Origin of the sequence: Mesorhizobium sp. KACC 23794, from assembly GCF_052180275.1 — a bacterium.
Taxonomy (GTDB): domain Bacteria; phylum Pseudomonadota; class Alphaproteobacteria; order Rhizobiales; family Rhizobiaceae; genus Kumtagia.
The window spans coordinates 3,304,021-3,318,062 of sequence record NZ_CP197465.1 but is presented as its reverse complement, the minus strand read 5'-3'; the positions used below and the strand labels follow the sequence as shown (position 1 = coordinate 3,318,062).

The window sequence follows — 14,042 nt, the reverse complement described above, 5'->3', positions numbered from 1 at the left end:
TCCCCCTTGTGGGGAGGGTCGCGGAGCAGCCCGCTCGGCACGAGCGGGCTCGCGACGCGGGGTGGGGGTGCATTTGGAAAACCCTCCTGCTCGAGTTTTGAGCTCAATAACCCCCACCCCGGCGCTACGCGCCGACCCTCCCCACAAGGGGGAGGGTAAGACGCCATGACCGCCTACCTCACCCAGCGCATTCTCATCGCGCTTGCCACCCTGCTCGTCGCCTCGCTGGTCGTATTCGCCGTGCTGGAAGTGCTGCCCGGCGATCCGGCGCGGCTGATGCTCGGCATCAATGCGACACCCGATGCGGTCGAGGCGCTGCGCGACCAGATGGGGCTGAACCATTCGCTTCCCGTCCGCTATCTCAACTGGATCGGCGGCCTGGCAACGCTCGATCTCGGCCGCTCCTACACCTATTCCGTGCCCGTCATCGACCTCGTCGCCGAGCGGGTCGCGGTCTCGCTGCCGCTGGCGCTGATCTCGCTGTTCCTGTCGGTGGCCATCGCCATTCCGGTCGGCGCCTTCGCGGCCGAGCGGCGCGGCCGCGCCGGCGATGCACTGTCGATGGGCGTGGCGCAGGTGGGCGTGGCCATCCCGAACTTCTGGTTCGCGCTGCTTTTGATCTACATCTTCGCCGTCTGGTTGAGGCTGGTGCCGGCCGGCGGTTTTCCCGGCTGGAGCGCCGGCATCTGGCCGGCGCTGAAGGCGCTGTTCCTGCCGGCCATCGCGCTGGCGCTGCCGCAGGCGGCGATCCTTGCGCGCGTCACCCGGTCGGCACTGATCGAGGTGCTTGGGGAGGACTATATCCGCACCGCGCGGGCAAAAGGCCTGCCGTTCGGCGTGGTGCTGTGGCGGCATGCGCTGCGCAACGCGCTGATCCCGGTGCTGACCATCGTCGGCCTGCAGTTCTCCTTCCTGCTCGCCGGGACCATCATCATCGAGAACGTCTTTTATCTCCCCGGCCTCGGCCGGCTGGTGTTCCAGGCCATCACCCAGCGCGACCTGATCGTCGTCGAGGGCGTGGTGATGCTGCTGGTCGCCACTGTGATCGCGGTCAACCTGCTGGTCGACCTGTCCTATGCGCTGGTCGATCCACGGCTGAGGGCGCGGTGATGGGCGCGCGCAGCGGCAAGGTCGACGCAAGTCTAGACAGAGCGGTCTTCGTTCCTTCGCACCCCTCTCTGTCCTGCCGGACATCTCCCCCGCAAGCGAGGGGATTTGCTGGCCGCCTTGCACGGCGCTTATCTCGCAATGCTTACGATTGGCGAAAGCGATGGCAACAGCCAATCTCCCCCCTTGCGGGGGAGATGTCCGACAGGACAGAGGGGGGTGCGAAGGAGTGCCGAGCGGCGGAGAGCCGCTCATGACCGACCTCTCCACCACGACACCCCGAGACGGCATCTCCGCCTTCCTCACCCGCGCTTTCGCCAGCCGCTCCTTCGTCATCGGCTTCGTCATCAGTGCGCTTATCGCACTGATGGCGGTCGTCTCGTTTTTCTGGACGCCCTACGACGTAACCAAGCTGATCGTCGCCGACCGCATGCTGCCGCCTTCAGCCGTTCACTGGTTCGGCACCGACCAGTTCGGCCGCGACGTGCTGTCGATGATCATGCTCGGCTCGCGCAACTCCATCGCGGTCGCCCTGGTGGCGGTTGGCATCGGCATGGGCTTCGGCTTGCCGCTCGGCTGCCTCGCGGCGGCGCGCGGCGGCTGGCTCGACGAAGTAGTGATGCGCTTCAACGACCTCGTCTTCGCCTTCCCGGCACTGCTGTCGGCGGTGATGATCACGGCGGTGTTCGGGCCGGGCGCGGTCAATGCCATCATCGCCATCGGCATCTTCAACATCCCGGTTTTCGCACGCGTCGCCCGCGCAGGGTCGCTCGCCATCTGGCCGCGCGAATTCATTCTCGCGGCGCGCGCAGCGGGCAAGGGCAAGGCGCGCATCACGCTCGATCACATCTTGCCCAACATCGCGACGATGCTCTTGGTGCAGGGAACGATCCAGTTCGCGCTGGGCATTCTGGCCGAGGCCGGCCTGTCCTATGTCGGGCTCGGGGCGCAGCCGCCGATGCCGAGTTGGGGCCGCATGCTGTTCGACGCGCAGACCCGAATGATGGTAATGCCGTCGCTGGCGCTGTTCCCAGGCCTCGCCATCATCGTCACCGTGCTCGGACTGAACCTGCTCGGCGACGGCGTCAGCGATGCGCTCGATCCGAAACTGAGGCGGCGGCGATGAGCCTGCTGGCCATCGAGAACCTGTCGCTCGCGATCGGCGACACGGAAATCCTGAAGGACGTGGACCTTGGGATCGAGCCCGGCGAGGTTTTGGGTCTCGTTGGCGAGTCCGGCTCCGGCAAGTCGATGACGGCGCTTGCAATCATGCAGTTGCTGCCGCAAGGCGCGCGAGCGAAAGGCAGCATAAAGCTCAACAGAAATGATATCCTGGGCGCCGGCGAAGACGCCATGTGCCGCCTGCGCGGCAACGATATCGGCATGGTGTTCCAGGAACCGATGACGGCGCTCAATCCCGTCAAGACCATCGGCGAGCAGGTTGCGGAGGGCATCCGCTGGCATGCTGGTGTCGGCCGCGCCGAGGCGGAACAGCGCGCGGAAAAGATGCTCGACCGCGTCGGCCTGCCGCGCGAGAAATTTCCGCTGTCGCGTTATCCGCACCAGCTTTCGGGCGGCCAGCGGCAGCGTGTCGTCATCGCCATCGCCTGCGGGCTCAAGCCGAAGCTGCTGATCGCCGACGAACCGACGACGGCGCTCGACGTCGTATTGCAGGCGCAGATTCTCGAACTGCTGCGTGAACTGGTTGCCGAGAACGGTATGGGCCTGCTGCTCATCTCGCACGACCTCGCCGTTGTCACGGAGATGTCCGACCGCATCGCCATCATGCGCGGCGGCGAGATTCTGGAGACCGGCGAGACGGCGCGCACGCTATCGGCACAGCAGCATCCTTATACGCGGCAACTGGCGCTGGCCTCGATGCATGTGCCGGAGGGACGTTCACCCTCCCCCCTGGGGGGAGGGTCGGCGATGCGGCTGAGCGAAGCTAAGCCGGTGAGCCGGGGTGGGGGTATCCAATCGTCAGCACCCCAACCCCGGTTCGCGGCCTCCGCTTCGCTACGACCGCTCGCCGACATGCCAGGGCGAGCCACAGGTCTCGCCGGTCCGCCGGCCCCCCCCAAGGGGGAGGGTCTTGCCCCCCTCCTCGAAGTCACCTCGCTGACCCGCGACTACCCCGCCGGCCGCCCTTTCCTTTTCGCCAAGACTACGACTTTCCGCGCCGTCGACGACGTGTCGTTCAGCCTCGCGCCGAGCCGTTCGGTGGCTTTGGTCGGCCGCTCGGGCTGCGGAAAATCGACGCTGGCCCGGCTGGTGCTGGCGCTCGACAAGGCGACCTCCGGAACAATCCGCTTCATGGGCGAGGACATCACCAACCGCAGCGAGGCCGAGCTCAGGCCAGCGCGGCGCAACATGCAGGTGGTTTTCCAGGATCCCTACGGCTCGTTCGATCCGCGCCACAGGGTCGAGCGCCTCGTCGCCGAGCCGCTGTCGCTGCTGGAGCCGGCGCCGGACGCACTGAAGCGGCGGGAACTGGTGGCCCATGCGCTGCACCAGGTCGGGCTGAAGCCGCACGACATGCAGAAATATCCGCATGAATTCTCCGGTGGCCAGCGCCAGCGCTTGTCGATAGCCCGCGCCATCATCACGCGGCCAAAACTGGTGGTGGCCGACGAGGCCGTCTCGGCGCTTGACGTGTCGATCCGCGCCCAGATCCTGGACCTGTTCTCCGAACTCAACCGGACGCTCGGCATCGCCTATCTGTTCATCACCCACGATCTGACGGTGGCGCGCGCCATCACCGACGAGGTGCTGGTCATGCACGAGGGAAGGATCGTCGAGCGCGGCGCGACCGCCGACGTGCTCGACAACCCACAATCCGATGCGGCGAAAGCCCTGGTAGACGCCGCGCCCGACCTGCGCCGGGCGATCTCGCGAAAACTGCGCGAGCAAGGCTGAGCGACAAGCCCTCAGATCATCTGGAATTTTCCGGTCGTTTTGAACCGGAGAAAGCCTCGATGCTGCGCATCATGTTGGGCAGCATTTCGGGCAAGCCATCGACGGCGAACCAGCCAACGGCACTACTCTCATCGTCGGCGACGGCAGCCTCGCCGTCAAAGGAGCGCGTGTAGAAAATCAGCGCGACGAACTGCGCCTGGTCGCCATTCGGAAACACGAACGTTTCGTATTGCGGATCGCAACCGAAGCCGAACGGCTCGACGTTCCTGACGGTTAGCCCGGTTTCCTCGGCTACCTCCCGGATCACCACCGCCCCCAGGCCCTCGCCTTCCTCTGTATTGCCGCCTGGCAGACCCCACAGACCGAAATCGCTCCGTTTCTGCAGCAGGATGCGGCCATCCGCGCATTCGATGACGATGCGCGCGCCCGGCATCAGCACCAGCCGATCCCCGATCAATTCCCGCAATCGTCCCAGATAGCTGTCGGCAAAGCTCATTCAAAGGCCACTCAGCGCCCACGGATCGTCGTCGACGGCGCTGCCTCACCCCAGCGGGCGCACCACATCGACCGGGCTCAGGCCCAGTACCTCAAGTGTGCGGCGCAAGAGCCGCACTTCCTTTTCCGCCAGCCGCGAATCCGCCTTGGCGATGTCGGCCAGGTGGCGCGCCAGCAGCTTGCGGCGGTCGAGGTCGAGTTCCTGGAACAGCGACAGCGCCTGCGCGCCGCTGGTCTCGTAGCCGAAATCGTTGAGGAACTCGACGACGCCGTCGATGCTGTCCTCGCCGATGCCGAAAGCATCGCGGCAGATGTGGCGGAAGGTTTCCAGTTCGCTCTCGCTGACCACCCCGTCCGCCAGGATCATGCGGAACAGAAGCAGCAGTTCGGCCGACAGCACCGGGTCGTCCGCCACCTTGCGAACGCCGGGATCGCCCTCGAACATGGTCCTGAACCGTGACAGAAGTCCCTGCGGCATGCGAATTCCCCTGGCTGTGCTTGCAGCCGGCGATCGACCTTGCAAAAAGGACCGCGCCGCCCGCGACTGTCTCTCCAGCCTCTTCGTAGCGCGAAATCCGCCTTGCGCAAACTGCCGCCATATGGTCGAACGCCGCAACTCAAGGCCCTGCCCGCACGTGTTCGACCTTCCGACCGAAATCGTCCTGCTGCTTGCCTTTGCCGCCTTCGCGGCCGGCTTCATCGACTCGATCGCCGGCGGCGGCGGGCTGATCGCCGTTCCCGCCCTGCTGCTCGCCGGCTTCTCGCCGGTGGAAGCGCTCGGCACCAACAAGTTGCAGGGCCTGTTCGGCACCGGTGCCGCCACCTTGACCTACGCTTCGAAAGGTCAGGTGAACCTTCGCAAGCAGGCGCCGATGGCGCTGCTCGCATTCGCCGGGGGAGCGGCGGGGGCGCTGCTTGCCAGCGTGCTGCCGGGAGACCTGCTGCGCATCGTCATCCCCTTCGTGCTGGTCGCCATCGCGCTGTATTTCGCGCTGAAACCGAACATGGACGATGTCGATCGCGCCGAGCGGCTGCGCCCGTTCGTCTTCGGGCTGGCCGTCGTGCCGGCGATCGGCTTCTATGACGGCGTCTTCGGGCCGGGCGCCGGCTCGTTCTACATGCTGGCCTTCGTGACGCTCGCCGGCTACGGCGTGCTGAAGGCGACCGCCCACACGAAGCTGCTCAATTTCGGCTCGAATGTCGGCGGTTTCGCTGTGTTCGCCTCGGTCGGCGTGGTCGACTGGAAGATCGGGTTGATGATGGCCGTGATGCAGATATTCGGCGCCCGGCTCGGCGCCGGGCTCGCCATCCGCAACGGCGCGCGGCTGATCAAGCCGCTGCTGGTCGTCACCTGCGTGGCGCTGGCGGTCCGCCTGCTCGCCGACCCCACACATCCGCTTCGGACGATGCTCGGTTTTTGACCGACGCCCGAGTGCAAAGGCGCGGCCACCTTTGAAGCCGGCCGCGACACTGCCACTCGAAGTCGGGCCATACATTGACGTGGAAGCGTCAGCCGCGCCGCGCCGCCTCGATGGCCGCGACATCGATCTTGCGCATGTCCATCATCGCTGCGAACGCGCGCTTGGCTTCGCCGCCGCCGGCCACCATCGCCTCCGTCAGCACGCGTGGCGTGATCTGCCAGGAAATGCCCCATTTGTCCTTGCACCAGCCGCAGGCGCTTTCCTGGCCGCCATTGCCGACGATCGCGTTCCAGTAGCGGTCGGTCTCCTGCTGGTCGTCGGTGGCGATCTGGAAGGAGAAGGCTTCGGTGTGCTTGAACATGGGGCCGCCATTGAGGCCGAGGCAAGGGATGCCGGCGACGGTGAAATCGACCGTCAACACGTCGCCCTCCTTGCCGGACGGATAGTCGCCGGGGGCGCGGTGGACGGCGCTCACAAAACTGTCCGGAAAAACCTCTGCATAGAAGCGGGCCGCGGCCTCGGCGTCCTTGTCGTACCATACGCAGATCGTGTTCTTGGCGATTGCCATAACTTGTCCTTTCGCTTTTAAAACAGTTCCCGCCCGGTTTCACGTATTCGAGAATACTCTTCAGTCAGCCCGTGGAATGCGCGCATCCATCCGACGTTCCACGGCAACGCCTGCAAGATGATCATTCGGCGCCGGTCGACGCGGCGGTGAACACCGCCAACTGGGCGTCGAAAGCACGCCTGTATGCGGGTCGCGCCATGGCGCGGGCGACGTAGGCGGAAAGGTTCGGATATTCCTCCAACAGGCCCGATCCTTCCAACCTGCGCAGGACCGTTGCCATCAGGAGGTCACCGGCGCTGAATGCGCCCTCCAGCCAGTCGGCATTGCCGAGCCGGCTCGAAAGCTGGTCCAGCCGGAAGCGGACCCGATCCTCGAGCATCCGCATGCGCCCGCTGTGCCAAGGCTTGTCGCCGTCCAGATACGGAGCTTGCTCAAGCTCCAGGATCGGCGGCTCCAGCGTGTTGAGCGCAGCAAACATCCATGTGATGGCGCGGGACCAGGCGTTCGCATCGGCAGGCAGAAGGCCGGTATTGCGATCCGCTATATGCAATACGATTGCCCCGGTCTCGAACAGGGCGAGATCACCTTCCTCGTAGGTCGGGATCTGCCCGAAAGGCTGAAGCGCGAGGTGGGCGGCTTCCTTCATCGCTTTGAACGAAACAAGGCGGACGTCGTAGACTTGGCCGACTTCTTCGAGCGCCCAGCGAACGCGCATGTCGCGCGCCATGCCCTGACCGCGATCGGGCGACTGTTCAAACGCTGTGATGGTGGGAGTCATTCGAAGCTCCAGGCGTTTCATGCCGTCATCGTTCCAGACCTACGGGATCGAGACCGGTGTGCTCATCCCGTCATCTGCCTGTTCGAAGGTGGCAAGCGGAGGACGACCGACGAGCCCGAACTCCGACACCGGCCAAGAGAAATTTCTTGTGGCGGCCTTCGGGGACCATCGTGGTGCGCTTCGATCGAGACGGAGTTCTATTGGCGCGGCCTGACAAACTGCGTTTTGACGCTTGGCCGGTCCCTTGATAGGCTGCGTCCAGGGAGTTTTGGATGCCGCCGTCTCCTTTGCCCACACCGCCGCCCTCGCCGCCGGCCGGCGTAGAAGTCGTCGAGCTTCGCCCCGGCGGCCCGCTGGAAGGCGTCGTCACCCGCATCACCGGCTATCGCGAGACGGTGCGCCGGCATGTCCGCATGCGCGAGACGGCATCGCTGACCGTGCCGCTGATCATCAGCTTCGGCGAGCCGTTTTCCATCGGCCTCGGCCGCGATCCCACCGAAGCCGACCGTATCGCCAGCTTCGCCGCCGGCCTGTTCGCCGGACCGGTGCTGATCAAATCCTTCGGCGCCTCGCACTGCCTGCAGATCGATTTTTCACCGCTCGGGGCGCGGCGGTTCTTCAGGTTCCCGATGCATGAGCTCGCCGACCGCATGGTGCTGCTGGACGACGTGCTCGGCAACGAAGGCGCCGCGCTGCGCGAGCGTCTCGGCAACACGCCGGATTGGGACACCCGCTTCGCGCTTGCCGTCGATTTCGTCACCTCGCGCATCGGCGACGGCAAACCCCAACCGGCCGAAATCCGCGAAGCCTTCGCCCGGATCGACGCTTCGGGCGGACAGGTTTCCGTGTCACGGCTGGCGGCGCATGCCGGCTGGAGTCGAAAGCACCTCGCCGACCGCTTCCATGCCGAGATCGGCCTCGGGCCGAAATCGATCGCCCGCATCGTCCGTTTCAACCGGGCGCTCGCCGCGGCACGGATCGGCGGCGAGAATTGGGCCGGCATAGCCGCCGATTGCGGCTTTTCCGACCAGGCGCACCTTACCCGCGAATTCCAGGCGCTGGCCGGCATCTCGCCGGCAGCATGGCGGGCCGAAGCTTTCGCCTGACGTTACATTCCTTCAAGACCGGGCAACCGTTCCGCCACATTGTGGCTTACCAAAGCAGGTGAACCACAGGAGGAAGACATGGCCGACAAGGCAATCGAACCGCCGCGCATCTACCCGACCTTCCGCTACCGCGACGCGGCGAGGATGATCGACTGGCTGGAGAAAGCCTTCGGCTTCGCCGTCCACGCCAAATACATGGACGGCGATCACGTCGCCCACGCACAGATGGTCTTCGGGTCGTCGATGATCATGCTGGGCAGCGTGCGCGACGACCCATATGGCGCGATGGTCGGCGGACCCGGCCAGAACGGCGGCAAGAGCGTCTATGTTGCGGTAGAGGACACCGACGCCGTCTGCGAACGCGCCAGGGCGGCTGGGGCGAAAATATTGGAAGAGCCCACCGACCGCGACTATGGCAGCCGTGACTTCATATGCGCCGATCCTGAGGGCAATGTCTGGTCCTTCGGCACCTATTGGCCGAAGCCGACCGACAAGGCTTGAGCGCGATGACCGCTCCTCTCGCCCCGATCGTGCTCGGCCCAGACGAGGGCCGCGCCTACGCCATGCCGGCCATGCGTGCCGTCTTCAAGGCCGACGGCGCCGAGACCGGCAACCGCTATTCGATCTCCGAATGGTGGGTCGAGCCACACAGCGCCGGTCCGGGCGCCCACAGCCATGCGGCCAATGACGAGATCTTCTACGTCATCGAAGGCACCGCCGCGCTGCTGGTCGGCGACCGCTGGATCGACGCCCCGCGCGGTTCCTTTTTCTTAATCCCGGCCGGGTTGACGCACGATTTCGCCAACCGCACTGGAGAGCCGATGGGGCTTTTCAACGTGTTCGTGCCGGGAGGCTTCGAGACGAATATGCCGGCGGTTGTGAAGTGGTTCGAGGAGCAGGCAGCGACGAACGGATAGCCCAGGAGCCTCCCACTCCGCTGGAACACCTACGGATGCGCGTTCCTCATCGCGCCAGCGCAAAGATCGCGTCGCAGTCGAGATGCCGTTCCAATTCGGCAGCCACCTCGTCAAGCGCGCGCTCGACCTCGGCACGGTAATCAATGCCGCCGCCCTTTACGCCCAGGCTTTCGAGGAACCGTGCACGGAAAAGATCCGCCGAAAACAGGCCGTGCATGTAGGTGCCAAACACCTTTCCGTCCGCCGAGGTCGCCCCATCCTCCACGCCGTCGATCATCGTCGTCGGCCGCAGGCAATCCGGGCCAAAAGTGCGGCCAAGATGAATCTCGTAGCCGGCGAGCGGCGCGTCGAAGGCGAGCGAGCGGGCGGTCACGTTGCGCACGGTCTTTTCCGGCTCCATCACCGTCTCGATATCGAGCAGGCCGAGGCCCGGCGTCTCGCGCACAGAACCCTCGATGCCGTCGGGATCGCGCACGACGCGGCCGAGCATCTGGAAACCACCGCATATGCCGACGACATGGCCGCCGCACCGGCGGTGGGCAGCGAGGTCGTCGTCCCAGCCATTCCGGCGGAATTCGATCAGATCGGCAATGGTGGATTTCGAGCCAGGGATGACGACAAGCCCGGCATCCGCCGGCAGAGGCTCGCCAGGCGGCACAAACACGACCTCGACCTGCGGCTCGGCCTTCAGCGGGTCGAGATCGTCGAAATTGGCGATGCGCGCCAGCATCGGCACCGCGACCTTCAGCGCCCGCCGCTCGCCTGCTGCGAGCCTTTCCAGCACCACCGAATCCTCGGAGGGAAGCATGGCGGCGGACTTCAGCCACGGCACCACCCCGAAACAGCGCCAGCCGGTAAAGTTTTCGATGGCCTTGATGCCGTCGTCGAACAGCGAGGCATCGCCGCGGAACTTGTTGATGAGGTAGCCGGCGACCATGTTGCGGTCTTCGTCGGGCAGGATCAGATGCGTGCCGGCGACCGAGGCGATCACCCCGCCGCGGTCGATATCGCCGACCAGGATGACCGGCACATCGGCGCGCGTCGCGAAACCCATATTGGCGATGTCGCGCGGCCGAAGGTTGATCTCGGCGGGCGAACCCGCACCCTCGACGATGACGAGGTCGGCGCCCTCTCTAACCCTACGCCAGGAGTCCATAACGGCATCCATCAGTTTCGGCTTCAGCGCCTGGTAGTCGCGGGCCTTGGCCTGTCCGTACATCTTGCCCTGCACGATAATCTGCGAGCCGATGTCGCTCTGCGGCTTCAGCAGCACCGGGTTCATGTGGACAGAGGGTTCGACCCCGCAGGCGATCGCCTGCAGCCATTGCGCGCGGCCGATCTCGCCGCCGCCCTGCTCACCGGGAATGTCGGCCACCGCCGCGTTGTTCGACATGTTCTGCGGCTTGAACGGTTTTACCTTCAGCCCGCGCCTGAGCGCCGCCCGGCACAGCCCGGCGACCAATACGGTCTTGCCGACATCCGAGCCGGTTCCCTGCAGCATGACGGCGCGCGCCATGCTCAGTAGCCTCCGCCGATGACCGAGCGCTGCGCCAGCGGCCCGCCGCGCCAGAGATAGATGGCAAGCAGCGGCTCGTCGCCGGTGCGCATGGCGTGGCTGACATCAGACGGGTGGTGGATGATCTCACCCGCCTTTCGCCGCACAAAATCGCCGCCGGCCTTGCGCCACTCGGTGCCACACGTCAGCGGAATGTAGATCTCTTCCGCGAAGTGATGGTGATCGGGATAATGCACATACGGCCCGAGCAGCAGAAATCCCGCCGCGATTCCGTCATGGACGAAATGCCCGCGCGTGCCAAAAACTTCGAGCCAGCCGTAATTGTCGATGAAATCCTGGCCGAAATCCGCCGCGGTGTAGGTCTGCCCCCAATGCAGCCCATCGGCATCGCGCAAGAGCATGTCGGCCAACGGTTTTGCCGGCCCTGCCGCGATCTCGGCAATCCGGCGGAGATGGACAAGGCAGGCCAGCGGCTTCGGCATGAGTCGCCGTTCGTCCATCGAATCGCCTGTACCGGGAATAAAACGCGCCGGCACCGCGTCGGCCACGCCGGCCAGATGATCCCGGAACGTCTGGAGCAGAGTCGCGGCAGTCGTCGTCACGCAAACCTCGGTCATTAAATTTTGCACAACCGATACGCGGCGGGGTCGGTTGCGCGGCGGCATCATTGGTCTAGATTGCCGGCAAGGCATAGAAAAAACGTCAGGGAGGACGCCATGGACGCCGTCATCGATTCGGTCGCCAGTCAGTTCGATCTGAACGAGGACCAGCGCGCGATCAAGGAGACGGCCGAAGCCTTCGCCGCCGACCGCGTCGCACCCAACGCGCTCGACTGGGACAGAAACAAGCATTTTCCCGCCGACGTGATCCGCGAGACCGGGCCGCTCGGCTTCGGCGGCATCTATGTCCGCGACGATGTCGGCGGCTCGGGCCTGAAACGGCTCGACGCGGTGCTGGTGTTCGAGGCGCTGTCGCATGCCTGCCCTGGCTTCGCGTCATTCATCTCCATCCACAATATGGGCGCATGGATGGTCGACCGCTTCGGCAGCGAGGAACAGCGCCGGCGCTTCCTGCCGAAGCTGACTTCCTTGGAATGGCTCGCCAGCTATTGCCTGACTGAGCCCGGCTCGGGTTCCGACGCCGCCGCGCTGAAGACCCGAGCCGTGCGCGACGGCGATCACTATGTGCTCAACGGCACCAAACAGTTCATCTCCGGCGCGGGAGACAGCGACATCTATGTCGTCATGGTCCGCACCGGCGCAGACGGGCCGAAAGGCATCTCGACGCTGGTGGTCGAAAAGGGCGCGCCCGGCCTCTCTTTCGGTGCGGTCGAGAGCAAGATGGGCTGGCACATGCAGTCCACCCGCCAGGTCATCTTTTCCGACTGCCGTGTGCCGGTGGCGAACCGGCTTTCCGACGAAGGCGCCGGCTTCTCCATCGCCATGGCCGGCCTCGATGGCGGCCGTCTGAACATCGGCGCCTGCTCGCTGGGCGGAGCGCAGTCGGCGCTCGACAAGGCAGTCGCCTATGCCGGCGAGCGAAAGGCTTTCGGCAAGGCAATCCGCGAATTTCAGGCGCTGCAATTCAAGCTGGCCGACATGGAGACGGAACTCCAGGCGGCGCGTGTCTTCCTCTACGCCGCTGCCTCAAAACTCGATGCGAAAAGCCCGGAAGCCGGAAAATGGTCGGCGATGGCAAAACGTTTCGTCACCGATATCGGTTTCCAGGTCGCCAACGACGCACTCCAGGTGCATGGCGGCTACGGCTATCTGCACGATTACGGCGTCGAGAAGCTGGTGCGCGATCTACGCGTCCACCAGATCCTCGAAGGCACCAACGAGATCATGCGGATGATCGTGGCGCGGGCGTTGGTGGGAAAATAGGGCAGTAGGGAATAGGCAGTCGGCAGTAGGAATAGAATAAAGTCGATCCTCTTTCAGCCACCGGCTGCCGGCTCTCCAGTTTCCTCCCTCCCTCACCTGTTTCTTGTTTCCCTACTGCCTATTGCCCACTGCCTACTGCCACTTTAACCCCTCTGCCCACAGGAGCCCCCAAGCATGACAACCATCGCATTCATCGGCCTCGGCAACATGGGCAACCCGATGGCGGCCAATCTGGTGAAGGCCGGACACTCGGTGCAGGGTTTCGACCTCATGCCCGACAATCTCGCCACGGCGCGTGACAATGGCGTCACGGTGATGGCCAATGCCGGCGCGGCGGTCAGGGATGCCGAGGTCGTCATCACCATGCTGCCGGCCGGAAAACATGTCGTCTCGGTCTATGAGGACATCGTCCCGCAACTCGGCGACGGCACACTCTTGATCGACAGTTCGACCATCGACATCGAATCGGCGCGGAAGGCGCACGGCATCGCGGCGCGGCGCGGCCTGCTTTCGGTGGACGCGCCGGTCTCCGGCGGCACCGGCGGCGCCGTCGCCGGCACGCTGACCTTCATGGCCGGCGGCAGCGCCGAGGCCTTCGCCAAGGCCGAGCCCGTGCTGAAGCCGATGGCCGGGCGCATCGTCCATTGCGGCGACGCCGGCACCGGCCAGGCGGCAAAGATCTGCAACAACATGATCCTCGGCATCTCGATGATCGGCGTCGCCGAGGCCTTCGTGCTGGCCGAAAAAATCGGCCTGACGCACCAGGCGCTGTTCGACGTCGCCTCCACGTCTTCGGGGCAATGCTGGTCGTTGACCACATATTGCCCCGTCCCCGGCCCGGTGCCGACCTCGCCGGCCAATCGCGACTACAAGCCCGGCTTCGCAGCGGCGCTCATGCTGAAGGATCTGAAGCTGGCGCAGGAGGCCGCGCAATCGTCCGGCGTCGCCACGCCGCTCGGCGCGCAGGCCGCACAGCTCTACGCGCTGTTCTCGGGCCTGGGTCATGCCGGCGACGATTTTTCCGGCATCATCCGCATGCTGCGCGGTGACGTTGCGTAATCGCGAAATCGTTCCTGTTAAGGCCGAAAATCCCCATGTTTAGGTTTGCTTAAGCTCTCGCTAACCCTGCAGTAAGATTGTCCGGTTACAAACAACTCAGAACGGTCCTCGCAGCCGCTCTCACGCTCCGGATCAGGTATCGCGTACCGGAGCCGTCATCTTCGCAGTGTAATGCGTAGCGAAGGCCATGCGTAGCTTTGGCAAGACCGCGCCCTTTCGCCCATCGAAAGGCGCGGTTTTTCCAATTTGTGTGCCCGAAATCCGGAATTTCCGCCG

The 14,042-nt window shown here is 65.0% G+C and carries 15 protein-coding genes; 9 read left to right on the top strand and 6 right to left on the bottom strand.

What is annotated here, in order from left to right; genetic code table 11:
* Positions 1 to 165 precede the first annotated feature (165 nt).
* The 3 genes from ACSBOB_RS16190 (at position 166) to ACSBOB_RS16180 (ending at position 4,023) form a co-directional block, all read left to right on the top strand.
* Complete coding sequence (locus ACSBOB_RS16190) at positions 166 to 1,110, top strand: ABC transporter permease (protein WP_442583403.1); 945 nt, start codon at positions 166 to 168, stop codon at positions 1,108 to 1,110.
* Between the two features lie 250 nt (positions 1,111 to 1,360).
* The gene (locus ACSBOB_RS16185; RefSeq protein WP_442583402.1) at positions 1,361 to 2,233 is read left to right on the top strand and encodes an ABC transporter permease; all 873 of its coding nucleotides are present in this window, start codon (positions 1,361 to 1,363) and stop codon (positions 2,231 to 2,233) included.
* Positions 2,230 to 4,023, top strand: a complete 1,794-nt coding sequence (locus ACSBOB_RS16180; protein ID WP_442583401.1) for an ABC transporter ATP-binding protein — start codon at positions 2,230 to 2,232, stop codon at positions 4,021 to 4,023. Before ACSBOB_RS16185 ends, ACSBOB_RS16180 begins: the two co-directional genes overlap by 4 nt.
* A 16-nt stretch (positions 4,024 to 4,039) precedes the next feature.
* Here the strand turns inward: ACSBOB_RS16180 and ACSBOB_RS16175 are convergent, their stop codons facing one another.
* Together ACSBOB_RS16175 and ACSBOB_RS16170 are read right to left on the bottom strand one after the other, a co-directional pair.
* Entirely contained in the window at positions 4,040 to 4,519 is a 480-nt protein-coding gene (locus ACSBOB_RS16175; RefSeq protein ID WP_442583400.1) for an NUDIX domain-containing protein, read from the bottom strand.
* A gap of 45 nt (positions 4,520 to 4,564) precedes the next feature.
* The gene (locus ACSBOB_RS16170; RefSeq protein ID WP_442583399.1) at positions 4,565 to 4,996 is read right to left on the bottom strand and encodes a TerB family tellurite resistance protein; all 432 of its coding nucleotides are present in this window, start codon (positions 4,994 to 4,996) and stop codon (positions 4,565 to 4,567) included.
* Between the two features lie 121 nt (positions 4,997 to 5,117).
* On the opposite strand from ACSBOB_RS16170, the gene ACSBOB_RS16165 reads away from it, so the two are divergent.
* Positions 5,118 to 5,939, top strand: coding sequence for a TSUP family transporter (locus ACSBOB_RS16165; protein WP_442583398.1), 822 nt, complete (start codon positions 5,118 to 5,120; stop codon positions 5,937 to 5,939).
* A gap of 88 nt (positions 5,940 to 6,027) precedes the next feature.
* Here the strand turns inward: ACSBOB_RS16165 and ACSBOB_RS16160 are convergent, their stop codons facing one another.
* Together ACSBOB_RS16160 and ACSBOB_RS16155 are read right to left on the bottom strand one after the other, a co-directional pair.
* Entirely contained in the window at positions 6,028 to 6,501 is a 474-nt protein-coding gene (locus ACSBOB_RS16160) for a VOC family protein (protein ID WP_442583749.1), read from the bottom strand.
* 127 nt (positions 6,502 to 6,628) lie between these two features.
* Positions 6,629 to 7,285, bottom strand: coding sequence for a glutathione S-transferase family protein (locus tag ACSBOB_RS16155; RefSeq protein WP_442583748.1), 657 nt, complete (start codon positions 7,283 to 7,285; stop codon positions 6,629 to 6,631).
* 272 nt (positions 7,286 to 7,557) lie between these two features.
* On the opposite strand from ACSBOB_RS16155, the gene ACSBOB_RS16150 reads away from it, so the two are divergent.
* The 3 genes from ACSBOB_RS16150 to ACSBOB_RS16140 all read left to right on the top strand — a co-directional run bounded on the left by ACSBOB_RS16150 (position 7,558) and on the right by ACSBOB_RS16140 (position 9,308).
* Positions 7,558 to 8,391 carry a helix-turn-helix domain-containing protein gene (locus ACSBOB_RS16150; RefSeq protein ID WP_442583397.1) on the top strand — a complete coding sequence of 278 codons (834 nt, stop codon included), beginning with the start codon at positions 7,558 to 7,560 and terminating at the stop codon, positions 8,389 to 8,391.
* A gap of 78 nt (positions 8,392 to 8,469) precedes the next feature.
* A complete protein-coding gene (locus ACSBOB_RS16145) occupies positions 8,470 to 8,892 on the top strand; it encodes a VOC family protein (RefSeq protein WP_442583396.1) in 423 nt (140 codons plus the stop codon).
* Positions 8,893 to 8,897: 5 nt separating this feature from the next.
* The gene (locus ACSBOB_RS16140; RefSeq protein WP_442583395.1) at positions 8,898 to 9,308 is read left to right on the top strand and encodes a cupin domain-containing protein; all 411 of its coding nucleotides are present in this window, start codon (positions 8,898 to 8,900) and stop codon (positions 9,306 to 9,308) included.
* A gap of 46 nt (positions 9,309 to 9,354) precedes the next feature.
* Here the strand turns inward: ACSBOB_RS16140 and ACSBOB_RS16135 are convergent, their stop codons facing one another.
* A complete protein-coding gene (locus ACSBOB_RS16135) occupies positions 9,355 to 10,824 on the bottom strand; it encodes a cobyric acid synthase (RefSeq protein WP_442583394.1) in 1,470 nt (489 codons plus the stop codon).
* A 2-nt stretch (positions 10,825 to 10,826) separates the two neighbouring features.
* A complete protein-coding gene (locus ACSBOB_RS16130) occupies positions 10,827 to 11,426 on the bottom strand; it encodes a dimethylsulfonioproprionate lyase family protein (RefSeq protein ID WP_442583393.1) in 600 nt (199 codons plus the stop codon).
* Between the two features lie 114 nt (positions 11,427 to 11,540).
* Here ACSBOB_RS16130 and ACSBOB_RS16125 point away from each other — a divergent pair, with 114 nt between their 5' ends.
* On the top strand, positions 11,541 to 12,707 hold the full coding sequence (locus tag ACSBOB_RS16125; protein ID WP_442583392.1) for an isobutyryl-CoA dehydrogenase: 1,167 nt from the start codon (positions 11,541 to 11,543) through the stop codon (positions 12,705 to 12,707).
* Between the two features lie 174 nt (positions 12,708 to 12,881).
* Positions 12,882 to 13,766 (top strand): 3-hydroxyisobutyrate dehydrogenase, encoded by an 885-nt coding sequence (gene mmsB, locus ACSBOB_RS16120; RefSeq protein ID WP_442583391.1) that lies wholly within the window; start codon positions 12,882 to 12,884, stop codon positions 13,764 to 13,766.
* Positions 13,767 to 14,042: the final 276 nt, after the last annotated feature.

What these genes read in the sequence shown, in the direction of transcription:
- ACSBOB_RS16190 (WP_442583403.1), top strand. Translation starts at nt 166, where the DNA reads ATGACCGCCTACCTCACCCAGCGCATTCTCATCGCGCTTGCCACCCTG.
- ACSBOB_RS16185 (WP_442583402.1), top strand. Translation starts at nt 1,361, where the DNA reads ATGACCGACCTCTCCACCACGACACCCCGAGACGGCATCTCCGCCTTC.
- ACSBOB_RS16180 (WP_442583401.1), top strand. Translation starts at nt 2,230, where the DNA reads ATGAGCCTGCTGGCCATCGAGAACCTGTCGCTCGCGATCGGCGACACG.
- ACSBOB_RS16175 (WP_442583400.1), bottom strand. Translation starts at nt 4,519, where the DNA reads ATGAGCTTTGCCGACAGCTATCTGGGACGATTGCGGGAATTGATCGGG.
- ACSBOB_RS16170 (WP_442583399.1), bottom strand. Translation starts at nt 4,996, where the DNA reads ATGCCGCAGGGACTTCTGTCACGGTTCAGGACCATGTTCGAGGGCGAT.
- ACSBOB_RS16165 (WP_442583398.1), top strand. Translation starts at nt 5,118, where the DNA reads ATGGTCGAACGCCGCAACTCAAGGCCCTGCCCGCACGTGTTCGACCTT.
- ACSBOB_RS16155 (WP_442583748.1), bottom strand. Translation starts at nt 7,285, where the DNA reads ATGACTCCCACCATCACAGCGTTTGAACAGTCGCCCGATCGCGGTCAG.
- ACSBOB_RS16150 (WP_442583397.1), top strand. Translation starts at nt 7,558, where the DNA reads ATGCCGCCGTCTCCTTTGCCCACACCGCCGCCCTCGCCGCCGGCCGGC.
- ACSBOB_RS16145 (WP_442583396.1), top strand. Translation starts at nt 8,470, where the DNA reads ATGGCCGACAAGGCAATCGAACCGCCGCGCATCTACCCGACCTTCCGC.
- ACSBOB_RS16140 (WP_442583395.1), top strand. Translation starts at nt 8,898, where the DNA reads ATGACCGCTCCTCTCGCCCCGATCGTGCTCGGCCCAGACGAGGGCCGC.
- ACSBOB_RS16135 (WP_442583394.1), bottom strand. Translation starts at nt 10,824, where the DNA reads ATGGCGCGCGCCGTCATGCTGCAGGGAACCGGCTCGGATGTCGGCAAG.
- ACSBOB_RS16125 (WP_442583392.1), top strand. Translation starts at nt 11,541, where the DNA reads ATGGACGCCGTCATCGATTCGGTCGCCAGTCAGTTCGATCTGAACGAG.
- mmsB (WP_442583391.1), top strand. Translation starts at nt 12,882, where the DNA reads ATGACAACCATCGCATTCATCGGCCTCGGCAACATGGGCAACCCGATG.